Below are 21,330 nucleotides of genomic sequence, written 5' to 3'. Positions count from 1 at the left end.
GGACACCATAGAGGAAATAGATGAGATGCTTTTGAACAGCCCGTGACGATTCGGGCAATGATGAGAGGACTTTGGATAATCCAATTCAAGTAGGAGATTCAAAAGAGAAAGCGGCTGCAATATTCGGAGTGGATGTTAGGCAACATGTCATGCGTTATTGTTGAATGCTTCTGCTTTCTTCAAGATCCTCGCCTATGCTGTTGAATTGCTCAAGTGCGGCTTGCAGGTTTTCTGTTATGTCTCTTGCGAGTATGTCTGGGGGTGGTAGGTTTTCTGTGTCTTCGAGGCTTTCGTCTTTGAGCCAGAATATGTCTAGGTTAGCCTTGTCTCGTTGCATGAGTTCTTCATAGGTGTGGGGTTTGAAGCGTTCGGTCAGTTGTCTTTCATGGCGGTTTTGTGGGTTGTAGCATTTTATGAAGTCTTGTAGGTCTTCGTATCGTAGTGGGTTGGTTTTGAGTGTGAAGCGTTTGTTTGTGCGTAGGTCGTATATCCAGAGTTTTTGTGTCCATGGTTTTTCGCTTGCTGGTTTGCGGTCGAAGAAGAGGACGTTTGCTTTGACGCCTTGTGCGTAGAATACGCCTGTTGGTAGGCGGAGTAGTGTGTGTACGTTGCATTCGTGGAGTAGTTTTCTTCTTACGGTTTCGCCTGCTCCGCCTTCGAATAGGACGTTGTCTGGTACTACGATGGCTGCTTTTCCGTTGATTTTTAGTAGTGTTTTTACGTGTTGGAGGAAGTTTAGTTGTTTGTTGCTTGTGGTTGCCCAGAAGTCTTGTCTTTCATAGATTAGGGATTCTTTGTCGGCTTTGCCTTCGCCGTTTACTATGGTTATGCTGCTTTTTTTGCCGAAGGGCGGATTAGTCATTACCATGTCGTAGCGTGTGCCTGGGTCGCTGATGAGTGAGTCGCCGACTTCTATTGGGCTTTCGTCTCCACCAATACCGTGGAGGTATAGGTTCATTACGCATAAGCGAGCTACAGAGTCGACTATGTCTTTTCCTGTGAAGGTGTTGTGTTTGAGGAATATTTTTTGGTCTTTGTCTAGTTGATAATTGTTTGATATGTAGTCGTGTGTGGCTATTATGAAGCCGCCTGTGCCACAGGCTGGGTCGTTGATTGTCGTTCCTGGTTCTGGTAGCATTACTTCTACCATGGCTTTGATTAGTGGTCTTGGGGTGAAGTATTGTCCAGCTCCGCTTTTGATGTCCTCTGCGTTTTTCTGCAGTAAGCCTTCGTAGATTTCTCCTTTTACGTCGATGTCTATGCCTATCCATGTTTCAGCGTTAATGAGTTCGATGAGGCGCTTGAGCTTAGCTGGGTCTTGGATTCTATTTTGGGATTTTCTGAATATGACACCTAACATGCCCTTTTCTTTGCCCAGCGAATCAAGAATGCGACGGTAATGGATTTCTAGGGCTGTCCCGTCTTTTTCAAGTAGACTTTGCCAGTCAAGTCCTTTAGGAACTGTCGATGGCTTGTTGAAGGGAGGTTTGGTTTGTTCGTCTGCCATTTTTAAGAAAAGAAGATAGGTTAACTGTTCAACGTAGTCACCATAGCTTACACCATCATCTCTCAAAACATTGCAGTAGTTCCACGTTTTTTGGACAATCGAAGATGAGTCACTGGACATAACGCATCAGCCCCATTTTTCCCAGGATTATTTCTCTTTTACCTTTGGTTGCGGATTCTCTCTTTACCCTTTCTTGCTTTATTCGTTCTAAGAGTTTTTCCGCCGGTTCATCACTTGAGTCCTGAGAAACGAGCCTTCCTTCAAAGGCTCTTTTTAGAATACTTTGACGCATTTGATTTGTTTGTTTAAGGGTTCGCTCTACGCTCTTTTCAGTTTCATAAGCAATGGAAAAGGCTTCTTCGATTTTTGCCGCCACAATTTTCTGTTCGAGCAGGGGAGCCAAAGGTATCTTTAGGCTACGCACTTGTCCATAGTTCAGTCCTTGTCTTGTAACTCCAGATTCTGTTGAAAATATTTGGTCTTGACCATACGCCGAGTTAAGGAAGGAACTAAGATATGGCGAGACTAACCACCAACCAGTTCTGATTATGCAAACATGCTGGTTTACGTTGGCTTCTGTTAATCTCTCGGGAATGTACGTAGATCGCCCGATTGAAGCTCCTGTTATGTTAAGAAGGACATCGCTTGGATGGGTTTTTGTTCGTTTCATCTCTTCATGCATTTGGGGTGTTACGTAGGCGATGTCTTTGAGGCGAAGACCGTCTGGATGGACGTTTTGACTGCGAATGAAAGGAATGCCTTCATCAACGTAGACTTTTTTTCCACCTCTTGGCGTTATGCCACTTCCTATGAAAGTTTCAAATTCGCTTATTGTTGTCCAGACCCAAGTTTCTGGTAGCTTTGGTAAATGGTATGTGTCTATTGAGGGCATTTCCTCGTATTTTCCTTCTGCATTCTTTCTTCTTTCTTCTTTGATGCGTTCTAGGAGCACAGAGGCAGGTTCAATCTCGTCTTTGTGGGTTTTTCGCCATTCTTCGGTTAGTTTTCCTTCAAAGGCATATTTCAAAACTGCTTGACGGTAACGCTTTAACTGCATCTTAACCTTCTTAAGCGACTCTACACCAGCATCCAGATTAGTAAAAAGCTCCTCAACCTTAGCAACAATACGACACTGCTCAGGCAAAGGACAGAGAGGAAGAACAATCTCCTTTAGATCTTCGATATGGAGATTCTTTATGACTCCACCTTTGACAGATTGCTCTATGCTGATATTATTGATATAATTTCTCAATGAAAAAGCGATAAAATCAGAATCAATATATGCTTTGAAGGGCTTGATGAGAGCCACACTTACGAAAAGACTGAAAGGTCTATTAGTTCTAACAACAGCAGTGCGTCCAATTGTTCCACTCTTTGTGATAAGCACATCCAAATATTCAGGATTACATCTTCTTATCAGACTATTGTGTTCTTCAGCAGAGATATACTTACAATCATCAAAACTTATCTTTCTCTCATAAATGTCCTTTGCCGAAATAAATGGGACACCATTTTCAACATACTTGGGAGTGAAATGCGTTCCATCTGTTATCTTTGCACTTATCTCGCCTAACCTTACTCTTACCCAACCCTTTGGACGATGAAATGAATCGCGCTTCTCTGTCACTTTGCTAACACCATGTTCAATTCTTCGAGAATCTTGTTCAGTTCCTGTCCAAAGAGTTGGTATGCCTTGATCGCTCCGCCTTTCTGGTTGAAGGGCACGTTTTCAAAATCATCTATTCCAATGCTTAACGATGTGGCAATATGATCTTTAACCATAACCAGCCACTCCTTCTGCCCTGGCGTAAACTTCCTTCCTAACTTCTCTTGTCCAGCAAGCCATTCCTCAAACCTATGATTTACGGTTTCAGAAAACGGCTCCAAAACATCAACTGCGCCAACAGCAAACCTAACCAATGAAACGATATTCGTCAAAAGCTTCTGTGGACCTGCGCCTTTGACTTTCGATTTTTCTAACTGTTGATATGCCATCCAAAGAAGCTCAGGCGATAAGTTGTACGGCGGCTTCCTAACAGTCTCAGCAAGCTCTTTGATAGCCTCGTATGTCAAATGCCTCTGACCATAAGGCTTACTATAAATAATCTGTAAAGCAATCAACTCATCCTTATTCTTCTCAATGAAGTCCTTGAACGAATTAACCATAAGCCTCGCTTTCTCAGCAGCCTGAGCATCAGGACCCGCAAAAACAAGAACATCCTTGCTGACGACATCAATAATCTGCTCATTCCGCTTCTTAACATCAACAACAGTGTTCCTAAACTTCGGATCATCAAACAACTTACACGCATTTTTAACCAACTCCTCAGACGCCTTCTTCAACTGGTCTTCTGACGGCCTCTCTGTTCCAAAAAGCTCCTTCGCCTTAGCCAACTGCATGTCAGGATCAACCGCATCCAAAAGCTCGTTAACAACCTGACTCAACTTCTTTCCACCAGCAGCCGCCTCAACCTCCTTCCTATCCTTATCCCCTATCTCTTTATCCAAACGAGCAAGCCTACCAGCCAAAGAAGAAAGCGAGTCCTCATCTCTGACTCCAACAGCAACCGACATAATCAACTTTTCAAACGGAACGCTACGCTTGCGCTCCAAAGGACGAGAATCAGTCTTATCACTCTCACACACACCAACAGCATCAACAATCACAAACCCAGACTTATGCAATGCATCAGGAGTAACAGCATTCAAATCCGTAGAAGAAATAGTCCTCGTCCCGCGACCCTTCATCTGCTCAAAATAAACACCCGACTTAACATCACGCATAAACAACAAACACTCAAGAGGACGAATATCCGTGCCAGTAGAAATCATATCAACCGTAACAGCAATCCGCGGAAAATACGAATTACGAAAGCTAGCAATCAAATCCTCAGTCTTCTCACCAGTCGTCTTATACGTAATCTTCTTACAAAACTCGTTACCTTTACCAAACTCCTCTCTAACAATCTGAACAATATCCTCAGCATGAGAATCATCCTTAGCAAAAACAAGCGTCTTAGGAACCTCCTTCCTACCCGGAAAAATCTCAGAAAACAACCTATCCCTAAAAGTTCGCGCAACAGTCCTAATCTGATCGGGAGCCACAACATCTCTATCTAACTGACCAGCGTCATACAACAAATCCTCATCGAGCTTTTCCCAACGCACCTTCCTCGTCAGCTTATCCCGTTTGTCAACAAAAAAACCAGCGCTTACTTCACTACCCCTCTGCGTAATTTCAGTGGCAATGCGATAAACCTCATACCCAACGTTGACGCCATCCGCGATCGCACGGTCATGTCCGTACTCCATGACAAGGTTCTGATTGAAGAAACCAAGAGTCTGCTTCGAAGGAGTCGCAGTCAACCCAATAATGAACGCATCAAAATACTCCAACACCTGACGCCAAAGATGGTAAATCGACCTATGACACTCATCGGTTACAATGAAATCAAACATCTCAAGAGGAATATCAGGATTATAGCCAACTTCAACAGGCTTCATATCCTTAGGCGCAATCTCAAAAACTGACTGCTCTTCAAGCTCAGGAGCAAGCTCCTCATTTTTCAACATTGCATAGAGCCGCTGAATAGTCGTAATGCAAACACGACTCACGGAGTCAATCTTATTCGATGTCAAACGCTGCACATTATAAAGCTCAGTAAACTTTCGCCCATCATCAGGAGTCCTATACTGCTGAAACTCCTGCAAAGTCTGACGACCCAAAGTATTCCTATCCACCAAAAACAGAACACGCTTCGCATTAGCAAACTTAACCAACCGATAAACAAAAGTCACAGCCGCAAACGTTTTACCACTACCACTAGCCATCTGAATAAGCGCCCTCGGTCTCGCCTGAGCATGAGAAACCTCAAGATTCCTAATCGCATCAACCTGACAATCCCTCAAACCCTCAGTAATCAAAGGCGGCAAATTCCTAAGCCGAGCCCTCAATGTATCTTGCTGCGACAACCACTCACGAAACATCTCAGGCTTATGAAAAGCAAAAACCCGGCGAGAACGAGAATCAGGATCACGCAAATCCCTAAAAAACGTCTCAGAACCCGTACTCTCATAAGCAAAGGGCAACGGCTCACCAACATGCGGAATACTACCCGGCAAACCACGCAAATACTTCTCAGACTGCTCAGCAACACCGCCCAACGTAGTCCCTTCAGGCTTAGCCTCAACAGCTCCAACCGCCTTCCTATCAACAAAAAGCAAGTAATCAGCAAACCCAGACATCAAAGGAAAATTACGCACAACAACACCCAAAGAAGCCCCAAGACTAAGGTCACGGAAATCCTGAACCCGCCAACCTGCCGTCATAAGCAATTGATCAATCTTCAGCCTTGCCTTGTCCTCAGGCTTCATGCCCCACACCCCGGCTATTTAACATAGAAAACAATCATCCGAATAAATCTTGTCAGCAATAGTAGGATCAACCACTCCCACGATTCAATGATGCGTTCACAATATATGTCTAAGCCTATCTGTAACCCAGCATTGCTCTCAGCAATGATACGCGCTAGGAGTTATGTGAACTCAGGCTCAACTTCCCGACTTGATAAGTGAACGGAGAAAGGGTTCATCTACAATATTGCGCTTTCCCTGGCAGATTCCTCTTAGCCGAGAAATACCCAGAGTACGAAACCGCAATCAACGAAACAATATCATAAAGACAACATCACACAAACTAGTTCCTTCTCACTCATGGGGCTGACATCCATTTCTTGGCCCAAGAAGAAGTAATTCCCAAAACGTAACGCTCATAAATTGTGCATGACATTAGACGCTCGACTTCGAATAACAATCACTGCCCAGAAAGTGCACGATCTTCAAAGACTCTATCCAGCGCTCAGGCATAACCTGCTGCTTTGCTCATGGAATTGTTCAATAAAATCGAACATACGTAAAAATAGTGAACTTGTTCATTTCTACGGAGCCAGAGGGATAGCTGACAGCGGAGGCGACAAGGCAATGACAGTTTCAGACGTTCAGCTCATCTTGGACCTCTAACAACTACACAGATTAGCGAGAGAAGCAGCTAAGCGACTTCTGAAAGATAGTTGCAGTTCTCGGTCCAAAGATGGCACAAATGCGAAACGCGGCTGGAGACATAGGTCTTAAATAGTTGAATCTAAAGTAGGATACTTATGATTCAACTATTTGTGAACAGAGAAGAAGAGCTTCAATTTCTCGAAAACCATTTTTCCTCAAAGTCCGCTGAGCTTATTGTCATATACGGAAGAAGAAGGGTTGGCAAGACCGAACTCTGCTCAAATTTCTCAAAGGCTAAACCTCGTATATACTTTCTCGCAGATCGCAGACCCGAATCTGAGCTGTTGCAGGACCTAAAACTGAGAATGAGCGATTTTCTCAGAGATGAAAGCTTCGCAAAACTAGACATTAAGAACTGGATAGAACTCTTCCAAGAATTCTGGAAATGGAGAAAAAACGAAAAAACACTAATCATCCTCGACGAGTTTCCCATGCTAATCGAGGGAAACCACGCCATCCCATCAATCTTCCAGAAAATATGGGACCTAAACCTCAAAGACAAACACGTAATGCTCATAATACTCGGCTCATCCGTAGGAATGATGGAAACCGAAGTCCTAGGCTACAAAAGCCCCTTGTACGGCAGAAGAACCGGACAATGGAAACTGGAACCCCTAAAACTACCCCACCTCAAGCAATTTTTCCCAAACTATAACCTCGAAGAACTCATAAACGTCTACGGCTGCCTCGGCGGCATACCCGCCTACCTACAAAAATTCGACCCACACAAAGACTTCTGGCAAAACTGCGAAGACAAAATCCTGAAAAAAGGCGAATTCCTCTATGAAGAAGCCGAATTTCTCCTAAGAGAAGAACTCAGAGAACCCCGCAACTACTCAGCCATCCTCAAAGCCATAGCCCAAGGAGCAGAAAACTACGGCGAAATCCTCAACCTCACAAACATGGACAAAAGCATACTCTCAAAATACACCAGCGTACTAGAAGACCTAGGCTTCATCCAAAGAACATACCCAATAGGCATCAAACCCAAACCAAGAAAAGGACACTACACCATAGCAGACAACTACCTAAAATTCTGGTACAAATACATCTTCCCCAACAAAGCCGAACTAGAAATCGGAAACACAAACCACATCCTCAACAAAATAAAAGAAGACTACAACACCTACCTAGGCTCAACATACGAGCAAGCCGCCCGCGAACTCCTAACAGAAATGAAAAGAAAAAACCAACTACCCTTCACCTTCCAAACCATAGGAAAATGGTGGCACAAAGACACAGAAATAGACCTCATCGCACTCGACCAAGAAAAAACCACAGCCACCTTCATAGAAGTAAAATGGAGCACACTAAACAACAAAGACTGCCAACGAATCCTAAGCGACCTAGAAGCCAAAGCCTCAGCCTTCAGATGGCCACGAAAACAAGAAAACTACGCAATCATCGCAAAAAAAATCACCCACAAAAAACAACTCCAACAAAAAGAAACCCTCCTACTCGACCTAGACGACTTCAAACAACTCTAAACCCCAAGCCACCTCATCCCTACTTCAAACCCTAACTTCTCCGTCTCGCTTTCTCCTTATGCGGCTTCTTTTTGATCACTTGGCTTATGCTTACGCGTACGTAGTCGCCTTCCTCAATCCTCAACACTTCACGCACCAACAAGGGAATAGTAACTTTACCACCAACCACAACCCGAGCCACAAAAACCTCACTTGCTTCACCCAAACCCGAACCAGCCCCTCAACCTAAACCAAACCACACAAACAAGAACCCACACAACACTAAATAAAGTTACGCAAAATCACACAAAATCACGCCAAGTGATTTCCAGCAACACAGAACAACGCAGAATAACCTAGCGTCACACTAAACTACCAAATTGACGAAACCTAGACCCCTAACGAAGCTTAATAGTTTCAAGCAGACTGGGCACAAGAACATCAGTCTTGTAAGCCCTCTGAAAGAAACCAGCAAGGCTGTAGCTCTTCGACTTCTCACCATGGCACACGATTATTCTCTCTGGCTTCGGCGAAAGCCTACGAATATAATTAGTAATCTGCCTCCTATCCGAATGCCCAGAAAAGCCCTCAATAGACTCAACGCGCAACCTAACCTTGAGAATCTCAATCTTCCCCTCACTGCTCATAATCGGCGTTTCACCCAAACCCTTCTGAACCCGCCTCCCCAACGTGCCCTCAATCTGATAACTCACAAAAATCATCGTGTTACGCTCATCAGACGCCAAATGCTTAAAGTATTCAATAACCGGTCCGCCCTCAAGCATCCCAGATGTAGCAATAACAATACAGGATTCGCCTTCTATTATTTCCTGCCTCGCACTCGGATGCTCCACAATCGTAAAGTAATCGGATTGGAAAGGATTCACACCTTCATGAAGAATGCTATCACGCACTTCCCGAGCCAAATACTCAGGATAAGCAGTAGTAATAGCCGTAGCCTCAGAAATCATACCCTCAATAAACACAGGCGCCTCCTTAATCCGACCCTGACGCATATACCCGTCCAGAATCAACATAATCTCCTGAGCCCTGCCCACAGCTGGCACTGGAATCAAAACCTTGCCACCTTTCTCAAAAGTCTGATTCACGACCGAGGCAAGTCTTTCCTCAGCCTCAAGCCTAGAAGGCATAATATCCTGAGGCGCACCATACGTGCTTTCAGTAATAATAGTCTCAACTCTAGGGAACTCTGTTGCCGCAGGCTCAAGCAACATAGTCTTCGCATACTTGTAGTCGCTGGTGTAAACCACATTGTGTAATCCTTCACCGATGTGCAAATGAACCACAGACGAGCCCAGAATATGTCCAGCATTATGCAGAGTCAAGCGAATGTCCGGAGCGATGTCTGTGACTACGCCGAAGCGTATCGGGATTGTATGCATGACCACGTCGCGCACATCTTTCTGATCGTAAGGAGCCATCAACCCCTGCTTGCTCAACACGTCCAAGTAGTCAAGCTGCAACAGCGTCATGAGAGTGGAGGTGGGCGCCGAACTGTAAACCGGTCCGTCATAACCGTACTTGTACAAGAAGGGAACAAGAGCGCAGTGATCCAAATGAGCGTGACTTATGACTACAGCATCTAAAGCGTCCAAGTCGAATTGAGGTGCATCAAACCTGGGAAAAGCCTCAAGCGGATTCTGTGCGCCGGGGTTGATGCCTGAATCCAGAAGGACGCTGCTTTCTCTGGTTTGGATTAGAACGCAGGATCTGCCCACTTCTTGGAAGCCGCCTAACGCCGTTAAACGTATGTCTCCGACTCCATGGATTGCGGGTCTGAAAATCCTTTCACCCACATTGCGCAGTATGCGGTTTCTCTCTTTGCTCTCAGTGTGTAGGAAATGGCGCATGTGCATCATGATTTTAGACGGAATGGGTGGGCTTCTCAATACGCGTGGTCGCCAACGAGTCTGTTTTATGACTTCGTGGAGCACAGCGCCGTTTTTGCCTATAACTAGGCCGGGTTTTTTTGCTTCTACTATGACTTCGCCGAGGCTTGGGTCGAAGTTTATTCCGGTTATTTCGGCTTCTTTGGCGACTATTTCTTGGATGAGCTTTTCGGTTTCCTTTTCTGTTAGTCTTACTGAAGGGTCGGATCGGACTACGATTCTTTTTCGTATTATGTTTACTATTTCTGCGACAACGTGGCTTTGTTCGATTAGGACTTCTGGTTTCTTGGTGTAAACGGCGAGGGTGGGGCCTTCGAACTCTATACGGGTTACTTCAGCTTCTTTTGGAACATGTTCTAGAATTGTCTGGCTTATTTCGGCTTGGTCTTTGCCGCCTACTGTCACGCTTGTTCATTGCTCCGCTTTTTTTCTGTGTCATGAGGCTGTTGCTATGTTGCGTTTCTCTTTTTCATTTAGCTCTCGGTAGCCTTTTTTGTCTATTATTGTGATGTCGAAGCTGTCGCCGCTTGCTGCGTCTCTTCTCATTGCTGATTCAACGGCTTTCACGACTACGCTGACCATGTCTTTGACTGATGCGTCTTGTTTGTATTTGTCTTCGAGGACGCCGTAGGCTACTGGTGAGCCTGATCCCGTGGCTACCATTTTCTCTTCGGTTATGCTTCCGAATGGGTCGACTGAGTATACGTGTGGTCCTGTGTCGTCGAATCCGCCGATTAGTATTTGTGCGATCAGTGGCGCGTAGCGTGATGAGAACAGTAGGTTGGCGACCAGGCGGGCGGCTGAGCTGATGGGCATGGGTCTGGATGTGTTTAGGCGGTAGAGTTGTGCGTTGGCTTTTAGGATGTCTACGGCTTTTTGGGCGTCTGCTACCACACCTGATATGGTCATGGCGATGTGGTCGTCGATTTTGTAAACTTTCTTGCCTTTGTGGTGTGCGACGAAGAAGCCCATGGTAACGCGGGTATCGGAGGCTAATATGACTCCGTCTCGGCATGTTATGCCTATTGTTGTTGTTCCTTTCAGGACTAGTTCATTTGGGTTTTGAGTGTTTGTCATGTTTATTGTTTCTCTCCCGAAACTTGTTCCTAATTGCGGAATGGTTAAAACTCGTCGGGAACTGAGAGAATTGTATTCACGGGTGACTTGTTAATTAGCGTTACGGTAGAGTAAGTCATTACTGAATGAATGGGGGGTTACTATGAGTGCTGAAAAAATTTTTTGCGGTGATGGTTAGGCTCTTCTGTTGTGGTCTGGGCTCAGTTTGGTTTCTGGTTGGTGTTTCTGGTTCTGTTGGCTTGTGTCTTAATGGCACTTTCAACATAGTCATGCGTGACGTTTAATGTTGCCCTGCGTGGCTTTTGGGATGATGAAGCTCGCGATGTTGGCAAGCACCGCGGGAAGAGAAATTTCAAAAAGAAGAAGGGAGCAATCGCTTAGCGCCTTCTTCTACTATGTTGGAGCGTATTACTGGCTGAAGCTGTGTGGACATCGTCATACAAGTGTTCTCGGTGACATCAACGCCCAGCATGGCTACGGTGGCTTGGACAGTTGCAGGTTGAACATGCAGGCGCAGACTGTTTGTGGTCGTTGAAAAGGGCTGTGGCTGTTTTGAAGTTGTTGTTGACGTTGAAGGTTTTGCCACAACAACTTCTTGGATGTTGAAAGCGGTTTTCTTTTCAGATGTTATTAACTTTCGCTTAGGATTGGTGATAACACCGAAGCGGGTTTCTGCTTTAGAAGTAGTCTGCCTCGCGTGTTTGATGGACTACTACTTCTATGTTATAGGCGGCTGGCTGTGTGGGTGTTGATGCCCAATCGTTCTTAGTGTCATCAACAAGCATTGAGCATTGTTTCTTTGGGGTCTGTTTGGGTTCTTGTATGGTGCTTATAGGCTCTGCTAGCGCACTGTTCTGTGTCAGGCTTCGTCAAAGATTAGGCCTGGCTTTGCCAAGGACGGGGTGTAGGCTGGTTTCTGTTTCAGATTAACTTCCGCTTAGCTCAAGTAAATAATGACTTCTTGAATGTTGGGGTTTTGTTTCATTAATGGTCTGCTTCTTCTTTTGAAATTTCTTTTCCTGCAACCGCAGAGCTGCAACATGGAAACAGAATCAAGAATAATACAAACTCAGCCTAAGCCGCAGTAGGCAAGGCTCCTCCAGCAGTCGCAGTCTTCTCACGCCAAATCCGAATGAACGAAGGCGTAATTACAACCCGCTCCTCACCAAGCCTAGCAATGTCCCCGCCCACAGACTGCGTAAACTCCATAAGCTGACTCACAGCCATCTTCACGTCGTCAATGCTCTTCTTAGCCAAAGGACTCACCTTCAAAATCAACACGTTGCCCAACTTCACCTCCTGCTTAATCATCTCCACATCCTCCAAGTCTCGAAGCGGCAACGCCTTCAAATACACCTTCTCAGCAGGGGCACCCACAGGGACAACAGATTTCTCTTCCCCACCACTCGCAGACTCCCCAGCTTCCTTCCTACCCCTTCCAAAAACCTTGCCTAAAGTCTCACCCAATTTTGGCAACTTCAATTCAGCTCCACACAGGTTTTAGAGAACCTTAACCGACCTCACATATCGATTTTCCGAGCTGTTTCGAATGATACCAAATACATGATGATACACTTAATATTTGTGAATCCTTTGGTACCCCTACACAACATAAGAAAACCCGACCACACATCAAAACTGCCTTTCAAACAATGTTAAGAAATAACATCAACGCCAACAATTCAGCCGACACAAAAACCAAAAATTAACATTTTCCTTACAAAACGAGCAAAACCAACGAATCAAACGTCAAATCCGGCTTAAACTTCGCCTCTCTCCCGCTTCCTAGCATCAATCAAACCCTTACACTTCTCAGCAAACTCGCAATAATCGAGACACGACTGAACCTTACCCTTCGAAACCATGGTTCCACAACGCGGACACGAAGCACACTCCTCATCACTCCAAATCTCCACATCACCCTGACAATGAGGACACTTGAAATACGACGGCGTAGGCCTCATAAACTGAGACAAGCCGGGGCAGCTTTCAGGAGTCTTAGCCAAGTTCCCATCAGCGCCTACCGAGTTCTATGTTCACCCTTGTCTCCACAACCGTATAAATATTATTTTTGTAACACAAATAACCAAATAATCGCCTACTCTCACCCCTTCTTCAGCAGGCTCCATAGCGCATCACCCACATAATGAAGATTCCCCGCAACCTTACCCCGAGCCAATCCGCGAATAGCTTCCGAGTCAACCAGAGCGATAACCACAGCCAACGGCTTCCGATGCCGCTCATCAACCACAACCGCAAAGTCGTTTGCCAAGAAAGCCCCATCAACTTTAACCACGCCAGGCGCCAGAACATCCGCACCGTTACAAATGTGCGGCACCGCACCCATATTCACCACGATCTTAGGAAGACGCAGCAACGCCTTCTCAAACAACAAAGTTGGAACAAGCACGCCCTTGAGCCTAGCAGCCAACGGTTTACCACCAAGATAAATCAGTTCAGCATCCGGGTTCTCAGCCACTTCCACACTCGGCTTCTTCGTCTGCAGCAGCTCTTTCAAGTCGATTCTCAGTTTCCCTGAAAACTCATCCAACAGCTTTGCGGCGTCTTTCTCTCTCAGAAACTGTCTACGCATAGTCTCGGGCATAACGCTCTCATCAACCCGTGTGCAACAACCTTTAAATTATGTTGGCATCCTCTATAAAAGGCAGATTTACAACGATACATCGAGAAGGCATTGCACATGAGCGAAATGACCACACAAATACTTGAAGAAAGCCTAGGCAAAATCGTACTCGTACGGCTAAAAGGCGGCAAAAGCCTACGAGGCAGACTCAAAGGCTACGACCAACACCTCAACCTAGTCCTAGAAGAAACCGAAGACACCACAAACACCGAGAACCTACGAAAGCTCGGAGTCATCATTGTGAGAGGCGACAACGTCATCCTAATTTCTCCGCCTCCACGCTAAGAGTGAAACCCGACCATGCCACGCATAAGCAAGGGCACATCTTCATTCGGACGCCACATGGGCAAAACCGTGCACATAAAATGCCGACGCTGCGGCAGACGAAGCTACCACGTCACCAAAAAACGCTGCGCAGCCTGCGGCTACGGCGAAACCACACACATACGACGCTTCAGCTGGCAAAACAAGAAACTAACCGGTCTGAGACTCCGCTAATTTTCTGTTCGTCACCACTTGCCCCCCGCGCCACCACCGCCAGAACGACCCCCTCCACCTCTACCTCCACCTCCAGACGGTGACCGCCCTCCACCCCAACCGCCTCCACCTCGACCAGTAGACCGCCATCTCTCCGGCCTTATTCTACCTGTTCTAACCAGATACACCAGAACTATGACAACGACAACTATGACTGCGCCGACAACGACGGCAATTACAGCAATGAGCCAAAGCGGAAGCTCAATCCCCGCTGGCGGGTTAAGGTTCTCGTAAAAGTATCTGCTCCTTAATGGCAAGCCTGGAACTGGGTTAGGTATGGGAATCTCCTCTGACAAAGCAACCACGGTGTCATACAAGCCCTCGCCATAGTTGCCTTCCTGAAATCTTGGAACTAGGTAAGTTTCAGCTATCATTTTGGCCTCTATATCAGTAATATCTCCTCCTAAGCCATAGCCCACTTCAATTCGCCACTCGCGCTCCTCCATGGCGATCAAGACGAGAACGCCATTATGCAAGTCTTTCTTGCCTATTCCTACCACGTCTCCGTTCGGAGTGGGCAAAGGCACTTCATTAAAGATGTGAACACCAAGCTGGACTATCTCATTAATTTCGTTTCCATCGCTGTCCTTGATGCCGTGTCCTCGAAGCGACTGCACAATGTACACGACAATCTCAGCCGTTGTGTCATAATCCACTTGGAAAAGATAGGTCTCAATTTCGTCAACCCACAATTCATCGACGACTTGCGCGGTGGTCAGTGGTGCAGCGGCAAAAATGAGGACTATGAAAAAGGCAAAGAAGAATCGGCGCCTCGATGATTCGGGCATTCCGCGTCCTTCTTCAACGAAGCTTAATCAGATGGTACTGGCGGCGGTTCTTCTGCTCCAACTTTAGCTTGGAAATACTCTCTCCTCTCGAATCCCCAGCCACCTGCCCAGAGATTAGCTGGGAAGAGTTTGATGCCACGGTTGTAATCCCTGACAGCCTCGTTAAACCTCATGCGTTCGGTTTGGATCCTGTTTTCTGTGCCTTCTAGCTCGGATATAAGACCCACCATGACCTCTGAGGCTTTAAGTTCAGGATATGACTCGACGACCACGATCAGTCTGGACAGGCCGTCTTCCATATTCCCCGTCGCATTGGTGATTGTATCAGGGTTTCCCGATTGAAGGGCAGCTGCCCATTGGCTTCTAAGCGCAGTTATCTCTGTGAGGATTGCTGCTTCATATCCCAAGTATTGTCTTGTTACGTTGACAACCCTTGGTATCAGATCATAGCGCCTCTGAAGCGCCCCCTGCACTTGCGCCCACTTTTCGTCAACGGATGCTTCATAGCCGACGAGACTGTTGTAGGTTCCGTAGTAGAGAAAGGCGAAGATGCCGACTGCGATGACGACAGCTAATATTACTCCAACTGCCAACAATTTTCCATTCATGCTATTTTTCCGTCCTCTTTTCCCGAATATTGAACATTTGCCTAACTTGTAGATATATGTGTTGGAAGCTCACCCGCACTCTTTAGCACCAGGTCTGGTCTCATGGTGGCCAACTCTTTGCGGCTAAATAAGCCTGTCAATACAGCAATGGTCTTAGCTCCCGCCGCTTTTCCCGCTTGAACATCCACGATTGAATCGCCCACTATGGCGCATTGGCTGATGGGAACGCCAAGTTTTTTGGCAGCCACGAGCAATGCGTCTGGCGACGGTTTAGGCTTCTCTACGTCTAGGGCTGTGACCACAACTCGGAAGAATTTCCTCAACCCCAAATGCTCCAGTTCATCGATTATCTGTTCTCGGACAACGTAGCGCAGAGTTATCAAGCCTAAGGGGAAACGCGTTGAGAGAGCCGCCAACGTTTCTCTAATCTTGGGGAAAGGCTTACTCTTCGTTATGACTGCCGAATAATAGGCGTCCAAGTATGCTGGAAGAAACCTCTCCTCAGCTTCCTTTCCCATGCGAAACTTGGAAAACAACTCATCTATCGGCAAGTCCTGTTCAAGTCTGCGGGCAACCTCAAACGCTGTTTTGCCATAATCGACATTGGACAAGCCCAAAGCAATGAATCCAGCTCTGCCAGCTTCTTTAAGGGCTTCAGTAGAGTCTACCAGAGTGCCGTCCAAATCTAGGAGCAAAGCCTTCACTTTCAGTCTGGCGGGCGACAGGGGTCTCACTTCACACGTATAGGTTCGGTTTTATTCGTATCTTAAAGCATCCACTGGTTTAAGTTTTGAAGCCCGCCAAGCTGGGTACAACGCGAAAATCATGCTGACCAGCAAGCCGAAGGAAAAAGCTCCAACAAAAACCGTGGGCGTCAGAACAGGCGTTATCGTAAGATCAGTTGTATCTTGATTCATGGGTCCGCCCTGCCTGAAGCCTTGCCCTTCCATGGCTAAGAAACCGAATCGTGCAACTCCTTCAGCCAAGCCTACGCCTAACGCAATGCCGATTATTGCTCCCAAGAGACCGATGATTATGGCTTCGCTTAGGAAGATCAACAGAACGGTTCGTCCTTTCATTCCGAGAGCTTTCAGTATGCCTATTTCTCTTGTCCGCTCCATTAATGACACGATCATGATGTTCATTATGCCTATGCCAGCCACCAGAAGCGAGATGCCAGCAACGCCCGCGAGGAAAAGCTCAATGAAAGAGAAGACCGACGCAATAGTGCCCAAAACAGCGGTTGACGAAGTCACAGACACTTGACCACCGAAAGCATTTCTGATCGCTTCCGAAACATCATTAATAGTAGCGTCTTCACTGTCCTTCAACTGCGCAATAATTGAGTTGACTTCCTGACTGCCAAAGAAGTCTTCAGCCTTCGAAATTGGAATGTAAACGCCTATGTCTGAAGGCCCGCCAAAGCTGAAGCCGCCAACCTCTTTCAAAACAGCTACAACATGGCCAGTGTAGGTTTCATTCTTGCGTGTGAAACCGCTACTGAATGTGGTCCAGATGATTTCTACGGAGTCGCCTACATTGGCCAGCGTTGTGCCATTCTGCCATGGATCGTGTATGCGTGCGCCAACTACGATCGCGTCGCTTTTGGGGTTCGATGGAATGTTTCCGCTTTCAGCAATGAAGGTAGAGTCGAAAATGCCGCCGTATTCTGAAAAGTCGACTCCTGCCACATTGATTATGAAGGTTCTTTCGCCTATTTTCGCGTAGACGGTCTTCTGGATCACCGGCACCGCCAAGGTCACGTTTTCAATGCTCTCAATTGTCGCGGTGTCGTTTACAAGCAACTGGTAGCTGGACTCGCCCTGAAAGCCGCGTGGAGAAACAATCAACGTGTTCGTCGCAAAGCCTTTCTCAAACTGCGCTGTAATTGCATCTTGGAATCCTTGTCCAAGCGACAGCAAAGCGACTATTGCAGCGATGCCGATAACCACGCCCAAGGTTGTCAAACCGGCACGCAGTTTTCTCAACTTGATCGCGCTGAAAGCATACGAGAAGATGTCATTTGCTTTCATGTTCATTAACCGTCTCCTGCACTATGACGCCGTCAAGCATCTGCACCATTCGCTTGGCTTTAGCCGCCATGTGGGCATCATGGGTAACCAAGATTATCGTGACTCCTTGCTCTTCGTTTAGCCGCTTAATCAACTCAACTATTTCGCCAGCTGTTTTGGAGTCGATGTTTCCCGTGGGCTCGTCCATGATCAAGAACTTGGGATTGTTTGCCAACGCTCGTGCAATCGCAACTCTTTGCTGTTCGCCGCCACTCAGTTCAGTTGGCTTGTGACTTGTTCTTTCTTTCAAGCCCACAGATTCAAGAAGCTGGTCAGCTCGTTTTTTTCTCTCGTTTCTACCGATGTCGGTGACAGCCATGGCCAGCTCAACGTTTTCGCGGGCGCTGAATCGCGGTATGAGATTGAAGAATTGAAACACGAAGCCAATATTGCGCCGCAAATCTGCCAGTTGATTGTCGCTTAGTGTTGAAACGTCAATGCCTTCGATTAGGATCTTGCCGTTAGTCGGTTTGTCCAAGGCTCCTATCATGTTTAGTAGCGTGGATTTGCCGCTTCCAGAGGGGCCAAGGATGGCTAGGAAATCGCCTTTATCAACCTTCAAGTCAATGCCGCAGAGAGCATCTACAGGTACCTTGCCAAGCACGTAGGTTTTCTTCAGGTCAACTGCTTCAACGACTGTTGTCATTTCTGGTCACGCCTATACTACCGGGTTAGGTATTTCCATGAGAGCAATATGCCGATTGATGTGAAGACTAATGCGAATACGCCCAAGTACGTAAAGTCAAAGAGAAGTTTCTGCATGTCTAGTTCGTAGAGGATGAGTTGCCGAGTTGCATCATTAACATAGGTTATTGGGTTTACTCTCGCTACGGTTTGCAGCCAGTCAGGCATCAGGTGAATCGGAAACAACGTATTGCTTGAGAATAGCAGAGGCAGGTTGAGCAGATTCATAACAGCCATCTGAGTTTCCCATCTCGTCGAGCGTATGGCAATCAAAATGAAAATCGCAGACAAACCTATGCTGATGAGGAATAATGCTGCGAAAACTCCTAGTAGATTTATCGGACTGAACGTTGCGCTTGGTGTCAAGCCTAGGAGAGAGGCGAAGCCTAAGATTATGGCTGCTTGCAGTAGTGAGCGCATCACAGCTGACAACACTTTAGACATTATTATCGAGCCTCTAGCCACGGGTGTGCTTAAGACTTTGTTCAAGAAGCCCAAGCGGCGATCCCAGACAATTGATATGCCGCTGAACATTGTTGTGAACAGTACGACAAATGTGAGTATGCCCACCGACATGTAGGAGAAGTAATCCTGAGTACCGAATGTGTCCACAAGCAATTGCTTTGACAATTCAGACATTGCCTGCTCAATAAGGGGTCGAACTTCGACGGGAACTGTGGGTGGCAAAGTTGGGTTGAAGTTGGTAAACACCGCGCCTAAGTTCATGGCTTTTCCGAACAAGCCCATCCAGATTATGGGTTGAAGTATACTCATGAACAAGAGAAACGGGTTCTTGTACCATTTTTTCAGCTCTCGGTTAGTTAAGGCCCAAAGCCCATGTAACGGATTCCTAGAATTGCCGCTGTTCTTGTCACTCATCTTCGTTCACCTCTTGCCCGTCTCATGGTGATTCTCTGCGTGAAAATCTGTTCTTTAGCTTCCTCTTCCTCTCGCATGGTCTTGCCTGTGAATTCAAGATAGACTTCGTCCAGTGTTGGCTTTGTCAACGAAAGCCGCGTGACTGTGTATCCTTCTGCTCTCACTGCATCAATGATGGTTGGAGCTGTTTCCTCGCCGTCCTGCAATTTGATTCGGTAAGTGCCATCCTGCTTTCGCACTTCCTTCACTTTGGGAACCTTCTGAATTACACCAGTGATGTCGGCTTTGGCGTCTTTGATGCTTAGGGTCATGATGTCTCCGCCCAAGCCTTCCTTCAACTGCTCCGGAGCGCCCACTGTGACGATCTTTCCATGATCGATTATGGCTATGCGGTCGCAGAGCATGTCTGCCTCCTCCAAATAGTGTGTAGTCATGAAAATGGTCATGCCGAATTCCTTCTTGAGCAACCTGATATAATTCCATGTGGCTGCCCTAGTCTGAACATCCAAGCCAAGAGTAGGCTCATCTAAGAAAAAAACATGAGGGCGATTGATCAAACCGCAAGCAAGTTCAAGCCTTCGTCTCATGCCCCCCGAGTACGTAGCCACCTGCTTGTCTTTGAACTTAGTCAACTCAATAAGCGCTAAGAGCTCCTCCGCTCGTTTCTTTGAGACTTCGCGTGGTATCCCGTACAGGTCAGCGCAGAGCAAAATGTTCTCTAGACCTGTTAAATCCTCATCAGCTGTGTATTCCTGCGGGACTACGCCTATGCAGTTTCTGACTTCGCTAGATTGCTTGTTTATGTCATAGCCGCAGACTTTGGCGTTGCCTTCGGTGGGCTTCAGTACGGTTATGAGCATGTTGATGGTTGTGGTTTTGCCTGCCCCGTTTGGTCCGAGGAAGCCCAAGATTTCCCCTTCTTGAACGCTGAAGTTGATGTGATCTACGGCAACCAAGTTCTTGTTGAAGACTCTGGTCAAACCTTCAACCATTATGGCGTCATGCGACAATTAGCTACTCGCCTCTAAGCTTCCCTGCTATTTCCTCAATCTTTTTGGCGGTCTCTTCTAAAGCTTTCGCGGCATCTTGAACAGCTTTTTCAGAGTACTCTTCTCTAATCTTATCGCGGAGCTTCCAAATGGCCATGGCCAAGTCTTTGGTGGCTCGGCGCAGCTCCTTAGCCCTCTCAGGATAGAACTCAAACCACATTGGCCCCATGAAGCCCGGACCAGGACCAAAGTGCGGGAACCGCTTGCGCATTTCTACTTGCCTTTTGCCATGTTCGACGAGCAAAGCTTTCCCTGAATCTGAAAGTGCGTAACGCTTTACTCCTGCTTCCTGACCGTCAGCTTCTTTGATGTAGCCTTTATCTTGTAGCCACGAGAGTAGTGGGTAGATGGAGCCAGGGCTTGGTCGCCAACGACCTTCGGTCTGCTTTTCGATTTCAGCCATCAACTCTGAACCCGACATAGGTTTTTCATCAAGCAACTTCAAGACTTGATAGCGTAAGAAGCCTTTAGGGACCATCGCCATGTGTCTCATCCAATGCCTGAATGGAAACAATATCGATATCACCTCCGATATCAATATCGATATCAACAATGACATTTCCTTATAAACCTTCTGCAATTCGGACTAGAAAAGGGGCATATGCTCGTGTCCTGAAAGTCCAAAGAAGCACCTGAGAAAAATGCGCTCAGCAGTCGCATGCGGAACTTAAAGGAAAAGTATTTAAAAGGTGGGGTTGTGGAGTTAACGCAACTTAGAATGAGGAAGCGTGGCGATGGCTAGAAAAGCACGGATTCGCTTAACAAGCACTGACTTCAAGAAGTTAGAAGAGGTGTGCATGGAACTGAAGGCCATCGCCGATAAAACAGGCGTCAAAATGGTTGGACCCGTACCACTACCAACCAAACACTTGCGTGTGCCCGTTTTGAAAACACCTTGCGGTGAAGGCACACAAACATGGGACAAATGGGAAATGCGAATTCACAAACGCCTCATCGACATAGATTCTGAAGAACGAGTCATGCGCCGCATCATGCGCATCCGCGTACCCGAAGAAGTTTTCGTAAGCATCGAGCTACTGTAAAACTT

General features: G+C 46.6%; 22 protein-coding genes. 5 read left to right on the top strand and 17 right to left on the bottom strand.

Features of this window, described 5'->3' with window-relative positions; translation table 11 throughout:
* Positions 1-154: 154 nt before the first annotated feature.
* Genes VJ249_10240 through VJ249_10230 form a run of 3 tightly spaced genes read right to left on the bottom strand, consistent with a single transcriptional unit; the run spans position 155 to position 5,881 of the window.
* Positions 155-1,627, bottom strand: coding sequence for a class I SAM-dependent DNA methyltransferase (locus VJ249_10240; protein ID HKZ94939.1), 1,473 nt, complete (start codon positions 1,625-1,627; stop codon positions 155-157).
* Positions 1,617-3,134 (bottom strand): restriction endonuclease subunit S, encoded by a 1,518-nt coding sequence (locus VJ249_10235; GenBank protein HKZ94938.1) that lies wholly within the window; start codon positions 3,132-3,134, stop codon positions 1,617-1,619. The genes VJ249_10240 and VJ249_10235 overlap by 11 nt, the downstream gene beginning before the upstream one ends.
* Positions 3,131-5,881, bottom strand: coding sequence for a type I restriction-modification enzyme R subunit C-terminal domain-containing protein (locus VJ249_10230; GenBank protein ID HKZ94937.1), 2,751 nt, complete (start codon positions 5,879-5,881; stop codon positions 3,131-3,133). The genes VJ249_10235 and VJ249_10230 overlap by 4 nt, the downstream gene beginning before the upstream one ends.
* Positions 5,882-6,663: 782 nt before the next feature.
* Here VJ249_10230 and VJ249_10225 point away from each other — a divergent pair.
* A complete protein-coding gene (locus tag VJ249_10225) occupies positions 6,664-8,055 on the top strand; it encodes an ATP-binding protein (protein HKZ94936.1) in 1,392 nt (463 codons plus the stop codon).
* 31 nt (positions 8,056-8,086) lie between these two features.
* On the opposite strand, the gene VJ249_10220 is transcribed toward VJ249_10225, so the two are convergent.
* The 3 genes from VJ249_10220 to psmB form a co-directional block, all read right to left on the bottom strand.
* Positions 8,087-8,260, bottom strand: a complete 174-nt coding sequence (locus tag VJ249_10220; GenBank protein HKZ94935.1) for an AbrB/MazE/SpoVT family DNA-binding domain-containing protein — start codon at positions 8,258-8,260, stop codon at positions 8,087-8,089.
* 172 nt (positions 8,261-8,432) lie between these two features.
* Positions 8,433-10,349, bottom strand: a complete 1,917-nt coding sequence (locus tag VJ249_10215) for a beta-CASP ribonuclease aCPSF1 (protein ID HKZ94934.1) — start codon at positions 10,347-10,349, stop codon at positions 8,433-8,435.
* A gap of 30 nt (positions 10,350-10,379) precedes the next feature.
* Positions 10,380-11,021 carry an archaeal proteasome endopeptidase complex subunit beta gene (gene psmB, locus VJ249_10210; protein HKZ94933.1) on the bottom strand — a complete coding sequence of 214 codons (642 nt, stop codon included), beginning with the start codon at positions 11,019-11,021 and terminating at the stop codon, positions 10,380-10,382.
* A gap of 307 nt (positions 11,022-11,328) precedes the next feature.
* On the opposite strand from psmB, the gene VJ249_10205 reads away from it, so the two are divergent.
* A complete protein-coding gene (locus tag VJ249_10205) occupies positions 11,329-11,556 on the top strand; it encodes a hypothetical protein (GenBank protein ID HKZ94932.1) in 228 nt (75 codons plus the stop codon).
* Positions 11,557-12,095: 539 nt separating this feature from the next.
* Here VJ249_10205 and sepF read toward each other — a convergent pair.
* The 3 genes from sepF to VJ249_10190 all read right to left on the bottom strand — a co-directional run bounded on the left by sepF (position 12,096) and on the right by VJ249_10190 (position 13,626).
* Positions 12,096-12,503 (bottom strand): cell division protein SepF, encoded by a 408-nt coding sequence (gene sepF / locus VJ249_10200; protein ID HKZ94931.1) that lies wholly within the window; start codon positions 12,501-12,503, stop codon positions 12,096-12,098.
* 278 nt (positions 12,504-12,781) lie between these two features.
* On the bottom strand, positions 12,782-13,027 hold the full coding sequence (locus tag VJ249_10195) for a hypothetical protein (protein HKZ94930.1): 246 nt from the start codon (positions 13,025-13,027) through the stop codon (positions 12,782-12,784).
* A gap of 98 nt (positions 13,028-13,125) precedes the next feature.
* Positions 13,126-13,626, bottom strand: coding sequence for a DUF1947 domain-containing protein (locus VJ249_10190; protein HKZ94929.1), 501 nt, complete (start codon positions 13,624-13,626; stop codon positions 13,126-13,128).
* A 96-nt stretch (positions 13,627-13,722) separates the two neighbouring features.
* Here VJ249_10190 and VJ249_10185 point away from each other — a divergent pair, with 96 nt between their 5' ends.
* Both VJ249_10185 and VJ249_10180 read left to right on the top strand, forming a co-directional pair.
* Positions 13,723-13,950 carry an LSM domain-containing protein gene (locus VJ249_10185; protein ID HKZ94928.1) on the top strand — a complete coding sequence of 76 codons (228 nt, stop codon included), beginning with the start codon at positions 13,723-13,725 and terminating at the stop codon, positions 13,948-13,950.
* Between the two features lie 15 nt (positions 13,951-13,965).
* Complete coding sequence (locus VJ249_10180) at positions 13,966-14,163, top strand: 50S ribosomal protein L37e (GenBank protein ID HKZ94927.1); 198 nt, start codon at positions 13,966-13,968, stop codon at positions 14,161-14,163.
* 11 nt (positions 14,164-14,174) lie between these two features.
* On the opposite strand, the gene VJ249_10175 is transcribed toward VJ249_10180, so the two are convergent.
* From VJ249_10175 to VJ249_10140, 8 genes are read right to left on the bottom strand one after another with little or no spacing between them, the layout of a single operon-like run.
* Complete coding sequence (locus VJ249_10175) at positions 14,175-14,990, bottom strand: TPM domain-containing protein (GenBank protein ID HKZ94926.1); 816 nt, start codon at positions 14,988-14,990, stop codon at positions 14,175-14,177.
* 23 nt (positions 14,991-15,013) lie between these two features.
* Positions 15,014-15,598 carry a LemA family protein gene (locus tag VJ249_10170; GenBank protein HKZ94925.1) on the bottom strand — a complete coding sequence of 195 codons (585 nt, stop codon included), beginning with the start codon at positions 15,596-15,598 and terminating at the stop codon, positions 15,014-15,016.
* Between the two features lie 41 nt (positions 15,599-15,639).
* Complete coding sequence (locus VJ249_10165; protein ID HKZ94924.1) at positions 15,640-16,293, bottom strand: HAD family hydrolase; 654 nt, start codon at positions 16,291-16,293, stop codon at positions 15,640-15,642.
* A gap of 60 nt (positions 16,294-16,353) precedes the next feature.
* Complete coding sequence (locus VJ249_10160) at positions 16,354-17,637, bottom strand: ABC transporter permease (GenBank protein HKZ94923.1); 1,284 nt, start codon at positions 17,635-17,637, stop codon at positions 16,354-16,356.
* Positions 17,618-18,316, bottom strand: coding sequence for an ABC transporter ATP-binding protein (locus VJ249_10155; GenBank protein HKZ94922.1), 699 nt, complete (start codon positions 18,314-18,316; stop codon positions 17,618-17,620). The genes VJ249_10160 and VJ249_10155 overlap by 20 nt, the downstream gene beginning before the upstream one ends.
* 17 nt (positions 18,317-18,333) lie before the next feature.
* Positions 18,334-19,233 carry an ABC transporter permease gene (locus VJ249_10150; GenBank protein ID HKZ94921.1) on the bottom strand — a complete coding sequence of 300 codons (900 nt, stop codon included), beginning with the start codon at positions 19,231-19,233 and terminating at the stop codon, positions 18,334-18,336.
* Positions 19,230-20,225, bottom strand: coding sequence for an ATP-binding cassette domain-containing protein (locus tag VJ249_10145; GenBank protein ID HKZ94920.1), 996 nt, complete (start codon positions 20,223-20,225; stop codon positions 19,230-19,232). The genes VJ249_10150 and VJ249_10145 overlap by 4 nt, the downstream gene beginning before the upstream one ends.
* Before the next feature lie 22 nt (positions 20,226-20,247).
* Positions 20,248-20,841: a PadR family transcriptional regulator gene (locus tag VJ249_10140; protein ID HKZ94919.1), complete on the bottom strand. Its 594-nt coding sequence runs from the start codon at positions 20,839-20,841 to the stop codon at positions 20,248-20,250.
* Positions 20,842-21,016: 175 nt separating this feature from the next.
* On the opposite strand from VJ249_10140, the gene rpsJ reads away from it, so the two are divergent.
* Positions 21,017-21,325, top strand: a complete 309-nt coding sequence (gene rpsJ / locus VJ249_10135) for a 30S ribosomal protein S10 (GenBank protein HKZ94918.1) — start codon at positions 21,017-21,019, stop codon at positions 21,323-21,325.
* Positions 21,326-21,330 lie beyond the last annotated feature (5 nt).

The sequence above is a fragment of the Candidatus Bathyarchaeia archaeon genome, assembly GCA_035283685.1.
Taxonomy (GTDB): Archaea; Thermoproteota; Bathyarchaeia; order Bathyarchaeales; family Bathyarchaeaceae; genus DATETJ01.
The sequence above is the reverse complement of the archived record's forward strand: the minus strand, read 5'-3'. Positions and strand labels throughout refer to the sequence as shown.